The 13,945-nt window shown below is 67.1% G+C and carries 11 protein-coding genes and 1 pseudogene; 5 read left to right on the forward strand and 7 right to left on the reverse strand.

Features of this window, described 5'->3' with window-relative positions:
• Positions 1 to 302 precede the first annotated feature (302 nt).
• From FG94_RS08390 to FG94_RS08420, 7 genes and pseudogenes are all read right to left on the reverse strand, one after another.
• Positions 303 to 1,097 (reverse strand): annotated as a pseudogene (locus tag FG94_RS08390) (N-acetylmuramoyl-L-alanine amidase); the annotation flags it as partial.
• Between the two features lie 26 nt (positions 1,098 to 1,123).
• On the reverse strand, positions 1,124 to 2,041 hold the full coding sequence (locus FG94_RS08395; protein WP_036209817.1) for an N-acetylglucosamine kinase: 918 nt from the start codon (positions 2,039 to 2,041) through the stop codon (positions 1,124 to 1,126).
• A 19-nt stretch (positions 2,042 to 2,060) separates the two neighbouring features.
• Positions 2,061 to 3,635, reverse strand: a complete 1,575-nt coding sequence (locus tag FG94_RS08400; protein WP_051996349.1) for a glycoside hydrolase family 10 protein — start codon at positions 3,633 to 3,635, stop codon at positions 2,061 to 2,063.
• Positions 3,636 to 3,698: 63 nt separating this feature from the next.
• Positions 3,699 to 4,841, reverse strand: coding sequence for an acyltransferase family protein (locus FG94_RS08405; RefSeq protein ID WP_036209738.1), 1,143 nt, complete (start codon positions 4,839 to 4,841; stop codon positions 3,699 to 3,701).
• 54 nt (positions 4,842 to 4,895) lie between these two features.
• Entirely contained in the window at positions 4,896 to 6,191 is a 1,296-nt protein-coding gene (locus tag FG94_RS08410; protein WP_051996344.1) for an MFS transporter, read from the reverse strand.
• 51 nt (positions 6,192 to 6,242) lie between these two features.
• A complete protein-coding gene (gene murQ / locus FG94_RS08415; RefSeq protein WP_036209741.1) occupies positions 6,243 to 7,121 on the reverse strand; it encodes an N-acetylmuramic acid 6-phosphate etherase in 879 nt (292 codons plus the stop codon).
• Positions 7,122 to 7,218: 97 nt separating this feature from the next.
• Positions 7,219 to 7,959, reverse strand: coding sequence for a GntR family transcriptional regulator (locus tag FG94_RS08420; protein WP_036209828.1), 741 nt, complete (start codon positions 7,957 to 7,959; stop codon positions 7,219 to 7,221).
• A 240-nt stretch (positions 7,960 to 8,199) separates the two neighbouring features.
• On the opposite strand from FG94_RS08420, the gene FG94_RS08425 reads away from it, so the two are divergent.
• The 5 genes from FG94_RS08425 to FG94_RS08440 all read left to right on the forward strand — a co-directional run bounded on the left by FG94_RS08425 (position 8,200) and on the right by FG94_RS08440 (position 13,927).
• Entirely contained in the window at positions 8,200 to 9,564 is a 1,365-nt protein-coding gene (locus FG94_RS08425) for a serine hydrolase (RefSeq protein WP_229445892.1), read from the forward strand.
• Positions 9,565 to 9,674: 110 nt separating this feature from the next.
• Positions 9,675 to 10,916: a D-amino acid dehydrogenase gene (locus FG94_RS08430; RefSeq protein WP_036209744.1), complete on the forward strand. Its 1,242-nt coding sequence runs from the start codon at positions 9,675 to 9,677 to the stop codon at positions 10,914 to 10,916.
• A gap of 57 nt (positions 10,917 to 10,973) precedes the next feature.
• Positions 10,974 to 11,414, forward strand: a complete 441-nt coding sequence (locus FG94_RS26515) for a YchJ family protein (RefSeq protein WP_081925878.1) — start codon at positions 10,974 to 10,976, stop codon at positions 11,412 to 11,414.
• A 107-nt stretch (positions 11,415 to 11,521) separates the two neighbouring features.
• Complete coding sequence (locus FG94_RS08435) at positions 11,522 to 13,129, forward strand: carboxyl transferase domain-containing protein (protein ID WP_036209746.1); 1,608 nt, start codon at positions 11,522 to 11,524, stop codon at positions 13,127 to 13,129.
• 12 nt (positions 13,130 to 13,141) lie between these two features.
• The gene (locus FG94_RS08440; protein ID WP_036209748.1) at positions 13,142 to 13,927 is read left to right on the forward strand and encodes an enoyl-CoA hydratase/isomerase family protein; all 786 of its coding nucleotides are present in this window, start codon (positions 13,142 to 13,144) and stop codon (positions 13,925 to 13,927) included.
• Positions 13,928 to 13,945: the final 18 nt, after the last annotated feature.

Raw genomic sequence — 13,945 nt, forward strand, 5'->3', positions numbered from 1 at the left:
CCCGGCCGCGGCGACCGTCACGGCGTGTTCACAACAGCTGGGCTCGCCGGTACGGCCGGCGCCGTGGCTGGTGCCGCCGGTGCAGCCGGCGCCGCCGGGACCGGGGCCGGGATGGGCGGCGTGGCCGGCGTCGGCACCGGCGCCGGGACGGCCGGTGTCGGCACGGGCACCGGCGCGGCAGGGGCAGGCGCGGTTTCAGGCACCACCGGGGCCGGCGGCGTCGCCGGCGGCAGCATCGGCACCGGCGAGGTGGTCACCGGCGGCGGCAGGATCACCGGTAGCGGCGCATTGGCCGGCGTGGTCAGCACCTCAAGCAGGGCCGCGGTTTCCGCGTCCGGATTGCCGGCGAAGTCCGCCGGGCGGTATTTCATCTGGAAGGCCTGCAGCACGGTGCGGGTCTGCTGGTCGAGCACCCCGGTCTGCTGGATCGCGAAGCCGTGGGTGGCCAGCTTGCGCTGGAACCAGAACACGTCCGGCAGGGTCGCGTCGAAGATCGGGCGCACCAGGGCGACGCGGTTCGCGTCCGGCCACAGCACCAGGCCTTCCTGGGCCAGGCGCGCCCACGGGAACAGCGGGCCCGGGTCCTGCTTGCGCTGCGGCGCGATGTCGCTGTGGCCGAGCACGTTCTCGGGCGCGATGCCGTGGCGCTGCACGATGTCCTTTAGCAGCGGGATCAGGACATCCATCTGGGACTGCGGGAAGGGGTAGAACAGGCGGCCGCCGTCGGGCGTGGCGGTCCAGCCGGGATTCACGATCTCGATGCCGATCGAGCTGTTGTTCAGCTGCGTGTAGTTCTTCCAGCTCGAGTTGCCGGCATGGTAGGCGGAGCGGTTCTCGTCGACCAGGCGGTAGATGATCGGCTGGGCATGGTTCGTGACCAGGTAGTGGGAGCTCACCTGCTGCTCGGTCAGGATCTTGATCGAGGTCGGGTTGTCGGACACCGTGTAGTGCAGCACCAGGAAGCGCGCGCGGCTCGACTGGCCCTTGGCGGTGTAGGTGGTATCGATCTTCGGGCCGCTTGGCGCGACCGGCGCGGTGGTACAGCCGGCCAGCACGGAAAGAATGATCGGAACGGCGAGAAGGTTCAGGTGTTTCATCGGCGTGGAATCCTGGTGGTTTGCATCTAGTGGGATGGCCCAGCGGCCAGGCGTGCGGCCGCGTAATGGGCGCGCATGCCGGTCTGGCTCAGTATGGTATCGGGCGGCAGCGCCGCGCGCATGGTTTCGACGATCGCCGGGTGCAGTTCGGCGGCGCGGCCGGCCAGGGCCACCGGGCGCGGGCCGAAACGGTTTACCAGCGCCTGCGCCAGCCGGGCCAGTTCGCGGCCCGCTTCGCGCAGGATGGCGGCCGCCGCCGGGTCGCGCTCGGCGGTGGCGGCGACCGCGATCGCCAGCTTGCCGACCTCGCCGCGCTCGCGGCCATAGATGAACTGGCGCGAGAACGACCAGTCCGAGCCGCCCACGTGCTGGAACACGGCGTGCGCCATCGGCGAGGATTCCCAGGCGCCGGGATGCTCGTCCTCGAGGCGCCAGATGTGGCGCAGTGCCTCGCGCGCGATCCAGAAGCCGCCGCCGCCGTCGTCCAGCACCACCCCGCGTCCGCCGGCGCGGTGGAAGCCCCCGCCTGCATCGATGAAGGCGCCGATCGAGCCGGTGCCGGAATACACGAGGTAACCCTCGCCCGGCTTGAAACTGGCGAGGTAGGCGATTTCGATGTCATTGCTGAGCACGACGGCCTTCGGGTCCAGGCCGAGCAGCGCGCCCAGGCTTTGCTGCAGGGGACCGCCGTCGCCGCCGAAACCGGTCACGCCGGCGCGCACCGCCACCGGGCGGCCATGCGAGAGCACTGCCTGCGCGATGGCGCCGAAGGTCGCCTGCACGGTCTCGCGCCCTTCGAGGCTGCCCATCTGCAGGGCCGACAGGCCCCCGGCCGTGCCTTCGGCGACGATGCGCCCGCCCGGCGCCGCGAGGGCCCAGCGGGTCTGGGTGCCGCCGGCGTCGATGCCGAGGCCGAGATTGTCTTGCAGTTCGTGAGGGTGCATGGCCTGCGAGTGTTCCATATTACGAGGGCTTGCGCCAGGCCTGCACGCGTGCGCCTTCCTTGCCGAGGCGGTTCACCGCGCTCACGAGCACCAGGTCGGCGGCGCCCAGTCTGGCGTCGTCCGGCACGGTCCAGTCGACGCGCGCGGCCGGCGCCACCGAGAAGCGCCACTCGCCGCCATGACGGGCCCAGATCGCGTACAGCATGTTGGCCCTGCCGGCCTTGAGCCGCAGTTGCACGCCGTCCTTGCCGCGCTTGGCCGAAACCTGCGGGGTCCCGGGGGCTTCGCTGGCCAGCCAGGGCGTGGCCGGCACCAGCGCCTGGCCCTGGTAAGTCGTCGCGCGCAGCTGGTCGCTGATGCCCTTGCGGTTCTGGGTCAGGGCCACCATGCTGAAGTGCACGTGGCCGGTCGACAACGGACGCTGGCGGGTCAGCGCGATCTGGTCCAGGATCTCTTTCGGCTCGTAGTTCAGGGTCGGCGCCGCCGCGCCGATGCGGCTGGTGAACAGGCCCGGCCACATGTGGCGGTTCTGCGGGTTCTGCGAGATCCAGTAGTCGAGCAGCACCGGGTAGGACTGGGCGGTCTGGGCGATCGGCCAGTACAGCTGGGGCACGAAATAGTCGAGCCAGCCCTTCTCCAGCCACAGCTCGGCATCCGCGTACAGCTTGTCGTACTGCGAGAAGCCGGAAATGCCCGGCGGGCGGCGGTCCGGACGTCCCATGCCGAAGGGGCTGATGCCGAAGCGCACCCAGCTCTTTTCCTTGTGGATGCCCTTGTACATGGCCTCGATCAGGCGGTTGACGTTGTCGCGCCGCCAGGACGGGCGATCGAGCTTGCCGCCGCGCGCGAGGTAGCGCTCCCAGGCCGGGCCGTCGGGGAAGTCGAGTTCCTTCGTCGCGGGCTTGCCGTTGCCGTCCAGCGCCTGGGCGTTGCCCGCCACTTCCGGCGCCGCGATCGGGTAGGGATAGAAGTAGTCGTCGATGTGCACGCCGTCGATGTCGTAGCGGCGCACCACGTCGAGAATCACGTCCATGGTCTGCTTCGAGGCCGCTTCTTCACCCGGGTCCATCCACATGAACTTCCCGTAGCGCTTGACCGCGGACGGAATGGTGTTGGTGATGTGGTTCGGCGCCGCGGGCGAGCGCGCATTGTCGTGGCGCGCGCGGTAGGGGTTGAACCAGGCGTGCAGCTCGAGGCCGCGCGCGTGCGCTTCCTTGATCCAGAAGGCGAGCGGGTCGTACCACGGCATCGGCGGCTTGCCCTGGGCGCCGGTCAGGTATTCGGTCCAGGGCTCGATCTTCGACGGGTAGATCGCGTCGGCCGCCGGACGCACCTGCAGCACGATGGCGTTCAGGTTGAGCGCGACCGCGCGCTCCAGGATGGCGATCGCCTCGGCCTGCTGCTGCACGGCCGGCAAGCCAGGTTTGCTCGGCCAGTCGATGTTGGCCACGGTGGACACCCAGGCGGCGCGGAATTCGCGCGGGGCCGGCGGCGGATGGTCGGCGCCGCCCGCGCCGCCTTCGGGAACGGTCGGCTGCGTGGTGCAGGCGGTGAGGAAACCGCCCATGGTCAGCGCACCAGCCATGCCTGCCATGCCGGCCAGGGTGAACGCACGTTTTTTCAAATCGGGCTTCAAATCCGCTCCTTTGTTCTCTTCTCAGACTTTGACGAACCACCGCTTGCGCCACATGCCGTACGCGATCGCGAACATGCAGGCGTTGAAGAGGATGGCATATAACAACGAGGTGTTGGCGGCGCCCAGCGGCAGCGCCTTGATCGGCGCGTACAACATGCGGCCGAGCGAGAGCTGGCTGCCGTCCGGCTGCCCCAGCTTGATAAAACCGAGCATCTTGGCCACGAAACCCGAGAACGCGAAAATGAACAGCGCGTTCATGCCATAGATGACGAAGGGCTTGGCCCACGCGGCAGCGCGTTCGCGCACGATCGCATGGGGGTTGGCATCCAGCAGCCAGTAGAACATGCCGAAGGCAAGCAACGCCCAGCCGCTCATCCACAGGCAATAGGATACCGTCCACAGGCTTTTGTTGATCGGCATGAGCACGGCATCCAGGCTCGAACCCAGGCCCAGCAGGACCAGTCCGGCGAACAGCATCCATGCGGTCTGCTCGACGCGCGGCAGCCTGGCCGCCAGCACGCGGCCGGCGAGCACGCCGAACAGCTGGCTGCACAGGGCGGGGATGGTGCTGAGCAGTCCTTCCGGGTCCCAGGTCTTCGATTGCACCCACATGTGACCGTCCAGCACCATGCGGTCGACCCAGGCGCCGAAATCCTGGCCCGGCTCCAGCACGCCGGCGCCGATGCCCGGCACCGGCACCCACAGCATCAGCACCGTGTACAGCGCCAGCAGGCCGGCGATCACGGCCAGCTGCGCGCGCCAGCCGAGGTAGACCACGAGCGGCGCGGCCAGCAGCGTGCACAGGGCGATGCGCTGCAGGACGCCCGGGATGCGCACGGTCTCGAAATCGAACCGCGGAATCAGGTTGAGCAGGAAGCCGATCAGGAAGATCAGCGCGGCGCGCCTGGCCAGCTTGAGCAGCAACTGCGGCTTATCGGCGCCGCTTTCCGCGAGGCGCCCGAGCGACAGCGTCATGGCGACGCCGCCGATGAACAGGAAGAAGGGGAAGATGCAGTCGGTGAAGGTCCAGCCGTGCCACTTGGCGTGGGCCAGCTGCGCATGCAGGTTGCCCCAGTCGCCCGGATTATTCACGAGCACCATGGCGGCGATGGTGAAGCCACGGAAGGCGTCGAGCGAGGTCAGGCGCACGGGTGCGTCGCGCATTGCTGCGTTGTCTCCTTGTTGTTGTTCGTTATACGGGGCCGGCGGCCCCGTGATTTACTTCTTGCCGAACTCGGGGTCGATCTTCACGAGCGCCGCCATGATGAAGGCGGGGATCGTCGACAGGCAGGCCCAGATGAAGAAGTTCTTGTAGCCGAGGTATTCCTGCAGGTCGCCGCTCCACATGCCCGGCACCATCATGCCCAGGGCCATGAAGCCGGTGCAGATCGCGTAGTGGGCGGTCTTGTGCTCGCCCTCGCAGACCATGATCATGTACAGCATCATCGCGGTGAAGCCGAAGCCGTAGCCGAACTGCTCGATCGCCAGCGCGGTGCAGACCACGGCGAAGCTGGTCGGCTGGGTCTGCGACAGGTAGACGAACACCAGGTCCGGCAGGTGGATCGCGAACACCATCACCCACAGGCAGCGCTTCAGGCCCAGGCGCGAGATCAGGTAGCCGCCGGCCAGGCCGCCCAGCGTGAGGAAGGCGATGCCGATGGTGCCGTAGGCGATGCCGTACTGCTCGGTGGTGAGGCCCAGGCCGCCCGCGGCCAGCGGATCCTTCAGGAAGGGCGCCACCAGTTTCAGAAGCTGGGCTTCGCCCAGGCGGAAGGTCAGGATGAAGCCGAGGATCAGCCAGATGTCGCGCTTGCGGAAGAACAGGGCGAAGGTGGTGAAGAAGTCGCGCAGCGGGTTGCTGGAGCGCGCCACCTTGCGGTCGCTGTCCGGCTTCGGCAGGATGAAGCCGTGCCACAGGAAGGCCCCGAAGAAGAAGGCGGCGAGCACGAAGAACACGATCGCCCAGGCCTGGTTGACGCTGCCCAGCCGTGTCGCCAGGTAGCCGGCCAGCACCACCAGCGGCCCCTGCACCGACAGCGTCGCCAGGCGGTAGAAGGTCGAACGCACGCCGACGAAGGCCGCCTGCTGCTGCTGGCGCAGGCCGAGCATGTAGAAACCGTCGGCCGAGATGTCATGGGTGGCGGAACTGAAGGCCATCAACCACATCACGGCGAGGCTGGCGATGAAGAAGTTCGGCAGCTGCAGCGACAGGCCCACCGCCACCAGCGAAGCGGCCACGCCCAGCTGCAGCAGCACCGTCCAGCGGCGCTTGGTACCGAACATGTCGACGATCGGCGACCACAGGGGCTTGATCACCCAGGGCAGGTACAGCAGGCTGGTATAGAAGGCGATGTCGGAGTTCGACACGCCCATGTCCTTGTACATGATGACGGACAGGCTCATCACCACCACATAGGGGATGGCCTGCGAGAAGTACAGGGACGGGATCCAGGACCACGGATTGGGCTGCGACGGGCTGGCGGTGGACGAAGGTTTGTCGAGCGAAGTCTGCATAGGTCTTTCGTGGTCGGCAGGAGCGGCGCACGGGGGTGTGCGCCGGCCAGATTACGCGATGGCTTCGCGCACGCTGCCGTGCGCCGCCTCCAGGAGGGCTTGCGCCTGCTCGACACTGGTTTGTTTGATCAGGGCCACCACCGCGGTCTTGACGTGGTAGCCGCACTGCTCGAGCACCGCCTGCGCGGCGGCTTCGTCGGCGCCAGTGGCGAACACGGTCAGGCGGATGGCGCGTCGCACCAGCTTGGCGTTGGTAGCCTTCAAGTCTACCATCAGGTTGCCATACACCTTGTGTAAACGGACCATCAGCGCGCTCGAGAAGGTGTTCAGCGCGATCTTCTGCGAGGTGCCGGCCTTCAGGCGGGTGGAACCGGAGATGACTTCCGGGCCGGTGTCGAGCGTGATGCCGATCTCGGCATCCTTGGCCACCGGCGCGTCAGGGTTGTTGGCGAAGCCGATGGTCAGGGCGCCGGCCGCGCGCGCGGCTTGCAATGCGCCCAGCACGTAGGGGGTAAAGCCCGACGCGGCGATCAGGAGCACCACGTCGTTGGCGCTGACATCGACCTGCTTCAGGTCGGCCGCGCCCTGCTCGAAGTCATCCTCCGCGCCTTCGACCGCGACGAACATCGCTTCCTGGCCGCCGGCCAGCAGCGCCACCGCGCGCTCGTGCGGCCAGGAGAAGGTTGGGTACAGCTCGACGCTGTCGAGCACGCCGAGGCGGCCGGAAGTGCCGGCGCCGACGTAGATCAGGCGCCCGCCCGCTTCCACGCGCGGCAGCGCGGCGGTGACGGCGGCGGCGATGCGCGACGCAGCGGCGCGCACGGCATTGACCGCATTGAGCTGGTCGTCGACCAGGACGTTGACCAGCTCCACGGTCGGGTACTGGTCGAGGGAAGCGTGGTCCTGGGCCGGGGTTTCGGTTTTCAGCATGCCGTGTCTTCTTGGTGCAAAGTAGTCGATGAAACCAGTGTAATACCAATTACGGCGGGTGGCTTATGAAAGCTGCGCCTTTCATCATGCCGAAAAGTTATGCTGGGCGCCTGAGCTCCGCGACGAAATCGTAGTGATCACTTAGACAATACGAATGCGTCAGCTCCACCGGCTCGCCCGATTCCAGGTAGCCGACGCGGGTGATGAACAGGACCGCGCGGCCTTCCGGCACGTCCAGGCGCGCCGCCAGCTCGGCGGACGCGTTCATCGCGCGCAGGTGCTGCAGCGCGCGCACCGGCATGTGCCCGGTCTTGGCCAGGTGGGCATACAGCGAGCCGCCGACGTTTTCGGGACGCGGCAACACGGTGGCCGGGATCACGCTGACTTCATACGCCATCACCACTTCGTCGGCCAGGCGCAGGCGCTCGAGGCGCGCCACCCGCGTGCCCGGGGACAAACCCAGCGACAGCTGCTCGTCGGCGTCGGCCAGCACGACCTCGCGGCGCAGCCAGTGGCTGCTGGGCGTATAGCCGCGCTGCTGGAGCTGCTCGGAAAAGCTCGACAGGTCCGACAAGGGCTGCTCGATGCGCGGCGCGATGTAGTTGCCGGAGCCGCGCCGGCGCACCACCAGGCCCTGGTCGACCAGCTGGTCGATCGCCTTGCGCGCGGTAACGCGCGAGACGTCGAGCTGCTCGGACAGCGTGCGTTCGGAAGGCAGGGCCTGGTCGGCCTGGTAGCGGCCGTCGCGCACGTCTTGCGCGAGCTTGCGCGCCAGCTGCATGTACAGCGGCGAGTTGTCGGTCAGGTCGACCTGGAAGGCGGGGGTGCTAGTCGTCATCGGCGGCATGCTCAGGGGGTTGAACAAAGTGTAATGGCAACACCTGTTCCCGGCACAGTGCGATCCATGAAAAAGCTTCGTATATGCATGCACTTCTCTCATAGGCATACCACTTGAGACCAATATAAAACGGTTATGCCAAGGCCACAGCTATTCATTTGGCAATCCTTCCTGTCACTCCGTATGCTCAACCAAAGGTTCACATATTTCACAAATAACAAAAGACGAAAGGAGACCGGGATGAACGAGCGCAGGCGCAGCTTGCTGGGCATGGCCCTGCTGGGCGCGGTCGAGCCGCTGTTCGCGGCGCCGGCTTCTCCTGCGGCCACGCCGCTCCTGACCGCCGCGGCGCGCCAGGCGCTCGACGCCGAACTGGCGGCCATCGTCGACGATCCGGCGATGCAGCTGGCCAGCCTGTCGGTCGTCGCCATCCGCGCCGGCCAGCCGGTGTATGAACAGGCTTTCGGGCGCCGCTATATCGGTAACGGCGCACTGCCCGACAAGCCGGCCACGCCCGCGACCCTGTACCGCATCGCCTCGATCTCCAAGATGATGACCACCCTGGGCCTGATGCGCCTGGTAGAAGCGGGCCGCGTCGACCTCGAGGCCGACGTGTCGGGCTACCTGGGCTTCAGCCTGCGCAACCCGCATTTCCCCCAGCGCGTCATTACGCTGCGCAGCCTGCTCACCCACACCTCCTCGCTGCGCGACGAAGGCGGCTATTCCTGGCCGTTCGCCACTGCCCTGAAGGATGTGCTGGTGCCGGGCGCTCCCCTGTACGGCGAAGGAAAGATGTGGTCTGCCCTCGCCGGCCCGGGCGAGTACTTCACCTACTGCAACCTCGGCTGGGGCGTGATCGGCACCGCGATGGAACGCGTGACGGGCGAGCGCTTCGACCTCCTGATGCAGCGCCTGCTGCTGCAGCCGCTCGGCATTGTGGCGGGCTACAACCCGTCGGCGCTGCCGCCGGCGGCGCTCGAGAACCTGGCGACGCTGTACCGCAAGCGCACGGTCGACACCGAAGTCTGGAACGCGAACGGCCCCTGGATTGCCCAGGTCGACGATTATTCGGCCAAGCCCCCGGCTCCTCCCGCCGGCATCGCCGGCTACGTCCCCGGCGCCAATGCCACGCCCTTCAGCCCGACCGGCGGCCTGCGCATCTCGGCGCGCGACATGGGCGTGGTCATGCGGATGCTGATGAACGGCGGCGTGCATGGCAACACGCGACTATTCCAGCGCGCCACGCTCGAGCGCATGTTCGCGCGCCACTGGACCATCGACGACAAGGGCGGCAACGGCGATTCGCTGAACGGTTTCTTCCCCGCCTGGGGCCTGGGCAACGCCCATTTCCCGGACCGACCCGGCACCGGACTGGTCGAGGGCGGCGGCTTCGATGCGGTCGGCCACTCGGGCGACGCATATGGCCTGATTTCGGTCTTCGCAGCCGACCTCGCGCGCGGCAATGGCCTGGTCATGCTGGCAGGAGGCTGTTCGGCCGATCCGGAACTGCAGAAAGGACGCTATTCGGCGCGGGCCCGCTTCGAGGAGCGCATCCTCAGCGCGCTGCACCGCCGCGCCATCGTCGGCCAACAGGCGGCAACATGATATCAACGCATCCCTATATAAGCCGGTTATGGCGCTCGACGCGACTTTCATTGGCCGCTGCGCCGGCCAGCGCATAAGCTCCACACCCACGCTAAAAAGAAGAGTTTAGAATGCAGCAAATCATCGTCATCGTCATCGGCGGCGGCGTGGTCGGTTTGACCTCGGCCTGGTGGCTGGCGCAAGCCGGCTACCGCGTCAGCCTCCTCGAACGCGCACCAGGCGTCGGCAGCGGCTCCAGCTACGGCAATGGCGGCCAGCTCAGCTACCGCTACGTGTCGCCGCTGGCCGACGAGGGCGTGCCGCTGAAGGCCCTGCAATGGATGTTCCAGGACACCGGGCCGCTGCACTTCCGGCCTGAGGCCGACCTGCGCCAGTACCGCTGGCTGGCCAGCTTCCTCGCGCACTGCCGCGCCGACGTCAACCGCAAGACCACGGCCAAGCTGCTCGAACTGGGCGAGCTCTCGCGCCAGGGCATGAAGCAGCTCGAAGTCACCGTGCCGCTCGAGGAATTCGACTGGCGCGACGCCGGCAAGCTGGTGGTCTACCGCTCGCGCGAGGTGTTCGAGAAGGCGGCCGGCAAGCCGGGCGCCGGCGAGATCTGGTCCGCCAGCGAGTGCGCCGCGCGCGAACCGGCCCTGGCGGCGGCCGAGCCGCTGCTGGCCGGCGGCATCTATAACAGCGGCGAAGCGGTGGCCGACTGCCATGCCTTCTGCGTGGCGCTGGCCGCGCGCCTGCGCGAGCATCCGCGTTTCGACGGCTTCATCCACGCCGAGGCGCGCCGCCTGGTGGCAAGCAAAGGCCGCATCACCGGCATCGAGACGGACCAGGGCATCCTCCAGGCCGACAGCTACGTGCTGGCGGCCGGCATCCAGAGCCGCACCCTCTCGGACACGGTCGGGATCTCGCTGCCGCTTTACCCGCTCAAGGGCTACAGCCTGACGGCGCCGATCCGCGCCGACGACGTGGCGCCGGAAATCAGCGTCACCGACTTCGAGCGCAAGGTGCTGTACGCCCGCATCGGCGACAAGCTGCGCGTGGCGGCCATGGTCGACATGGTGGGCGAAGACCTGAGCCACAATCCCAAGCGCGTCGAGGGCCTGACGCGCCAGGTGAAGGAAACCATGCCGCGCGCGGCGGACTATTCGCAGCTCTCGGTCTGGGCCGGCCTGCGTCCCGCCACCCCGAGCAGCGCCCCGATCATCGGCGCCACCCCCTACGGCAATTTGTGGCTGAACGTGGGCCATGGCCCGCTGGGCTTCACTTTCGCCTGCGGCAGCGCCAGCCTGCTGGCCGGCGCCATGAAAGGCGAGGCGCCGCCCTTCTCCCTGGATGGGCTGACCCTGCGCGGCTGACCCGCCACGCATACCGATCGGCCGTCTCCACCGTCGAAATGGCGGATAATGACGGCCATGTCCAAAACGACCACTCCTGGAGCCTGCCCCTGCGGCGGGCCGTCCCTTGGCGCCTGCTGCGGCCCGTTCATTGCCGGCGAAGCCCTGCCGCCCACGGCCGAAGCCCTGATGCGCTCGCGCTATACCGCGTATACGCTGAAGAACGAGCCTTATCTGCTTGCTACCTGGCATCCTACGACCCGTCCTGCAGAACCCATCATCGATGACAAGGAACCAATCCGATGGCTGGGGCTTGAGGTAAAATCTGCTTTACGTTTACGTCAACGTAAAGTAAATTCACCGGACGATCCAGACAGCGATACCGTGGAATTCGTCGCCCGCTTCAAGGTAGGCGGACGCGCGCACCGGCTTCATGAAGTGAGCCGTTTCCTGCGCGAAGCTGACTCCGAAACCGGGGAGAAGCGCTGGTATTACCTGGACGGCAGTTTCCCAAAATAAATATGGGAGGATCGAAGAACCGCAGCGAGCATCGCAAGGCTAGGCGCCCCCACCGCCAGTGCAACGCGCAGTAGGTTATTCGAACCTCCCAGAGACAGAGGACGGCAATGCCCCACATCGAGAGCAAACTCAACCCGCGCGGCGAGGACTTCAAGGCCAACGCCGCGGCCATGCAGGCCATCGTCGACGACTTGCGCGCGAAAGTGGCGCAGATGGCGCAAGGCGGCGGTGATGCCGCCAGCGCCAAGCACGTCGCGCGTGGAAAACTGCTGCCGCGCGACCGCGTGCAGATGCTGCTGGATCCGGGCACGCCCTTCCTCGAGTTCTCCCAGCTGGCCGCCTACGAGATGTACGAGGGTGCGGCACCAAGCGCCGGCATCATCACCGGCATCGGCCGCGTCGCCGGCCAGGAAGTGGTGATCGTCTGTAACGACGCCACCGTCAAGGGCGGCACCTACTACCCGATGACGGTGAAAAAACACCTGCGCGCCCAGGAGATCGCCGAGCAGAACCACCTGCCCTGCATCTACCTGGTCGACTCGGGCGGCGCCAACCTGCCGAACCAGGATGACGTGTTCCCGGACCGCGACCACTTCGGCCGCATCTTCTACAACCAGGCGAATTTGTCGGCCAAGGGCATCCCGCAGATCGCGGTGGTGATGGGTTCCTGCACCGCCGGCGGCGCCTACGTGCCGGCCATGAGCGACGAATCGATCATCGTCAAGGAACAGGGCACCATCTTCCTGGGCGGCCCTCCCCTGGTAAAAGCCGCCACCGGCGAAGTCGTCACCGCCGAAGACCTGGGCGGCGGCGACGTCCACACCCGCCTGTCGGGCGTGGCCGACCACCTGGCCCAGAACGATCTGCACGCGCTGTCGCTGGCCCGCACCATCGTGTCGAACCTGAACCGCGTCAAGCCGGTGCAGGGCGCGCTGCGCGAAAGCGTCGAGCCGAAGTACGCGCCGGAAGAGCTGTACGGCGTGATCCCGGTCGACACCCGCAAGCCCTTCGACGTGCGCGAAGTGATCGCGCGCGTGGTCGACGGCAGCGAATTCGACGAGTTCAAGGCCCGTTACGGCACCACGCTGGTGTGCGGCTTCGCCCACATCTATGGCATGAAGGTCGGCATCATCGCCAACAACGGCATCCTGTTCTCGGAGTCGGCACTCAAGGGTGCCCACTTCATCGAGCTGTGCTGCCAGCGCAAGATTCCGCTGGTGTTCCTGCAAAATATCACGGGCTTCATGGTCGGCCGCAAGTACGAAAACGAAGGCATCGCCCGCAATGGCGCCAAGATGGTCACGGCCGTCGCCACCGCCTCGGTGCCGAAGTTCACCGTCATCATCGGCGGCTCCTTCGGCGCCGGCAACTACGGCATGTGCGGCCGCGCCTTCTCGCCACGCTTCCTGTGGATGTGGCCGAACGCGCGCATCTCGGTGATGGGCGGCGACCAGGCGGCATCCGTGCTGGCGACAGTAAAACGCGACGGCATCGAAGGCAAGGGCGGCCAGTGGTCGCCGGAGGAAGAAGCGGCCTTCAAGCAGCCGATCAAGGAGCAGTACGAGCACCAGGGCCACCCCTACTACGCCTCGGCGCGCCTGTGGGACGACGGCGTCATCGACCCGGCCGACACCCGTACCGTGCTGGGCCTGGGCCTCTCGGCCGCGCTGAATGCGCCGATCGAGGAAACGAAATTCGGCGTGTTCCGGATGTAAAGGGAACTTGACATGACATACCAGACCCTCACTGTTTCCATCGACGACAAGGTGGCCGCCGTCACCCTGAACCGCCCGGACCTGCGCAACGCTTTCAACGAGCACGCCATCGCCGAACTGGCGCTGGCCTTCGATGAACTCGGCCGCAACGAGCAGGTGCGCGCCATCGTGCTGGCCGCGAACGGCCCGGCCTTCTGCGCCGGCGCCGACCTGAACTGGATGAAGAAGATGGCCGGCTACTCGCACAGCGAGAACCAGCAGGACGCCGCGCGCCTGGCCGACATGCTGCGCACCATCTACCTGTGCCCGAAACCGACCGTCGCCAAGGTGCAGGGCGACTGCTACGCCGGCGGCATGGGCCTGGTCGCAGCCTGCGACATCGTGGTCGCCAGCGAGGTGGCGCACTTCTGCCTGTCCGAAGTGAAGCTGGGCCTGATCCCGGCGACCATCTCGCCCTACGTCATCAAGGCCATGGGCGAGCAGGCCTCGCGCCGCTACTTCCTCACCGCCGAACGCTTCGATGCGCTTGAGGCCCGCCGCATTGGCTTCGCCCACGAAGTCGTCGCGCTTGACGCACTGGACGCCACCGTGGCCGGCATCGTGAAGTGCCTGGTGTCGAACAGCCCGAACGCCGTGCGTGAAGCGAAGACGCTGGTGCGCGACGTCGTGGGCCAGCCGGTCGACGACACGCTGCTGGCGGACACGGCCAACCGCATCGCGGAAATCCGCGCGTCGCTCGAGGGCCGCGAAGGCGTGGCCTCCTTCCTCGAGAAGCGCAAGCCGACCTGGCTGAATTAAGTTTACGTATCAAGTATT

This window comes from Massilia sp. LC238, assembly GCF_000735635.1.
GTDB lineage: Bacteria > Pseudomonadota > Gammaproteobacteria > Burkholderiales > Burkholderiaceae_D > Telluria > Telluria varians.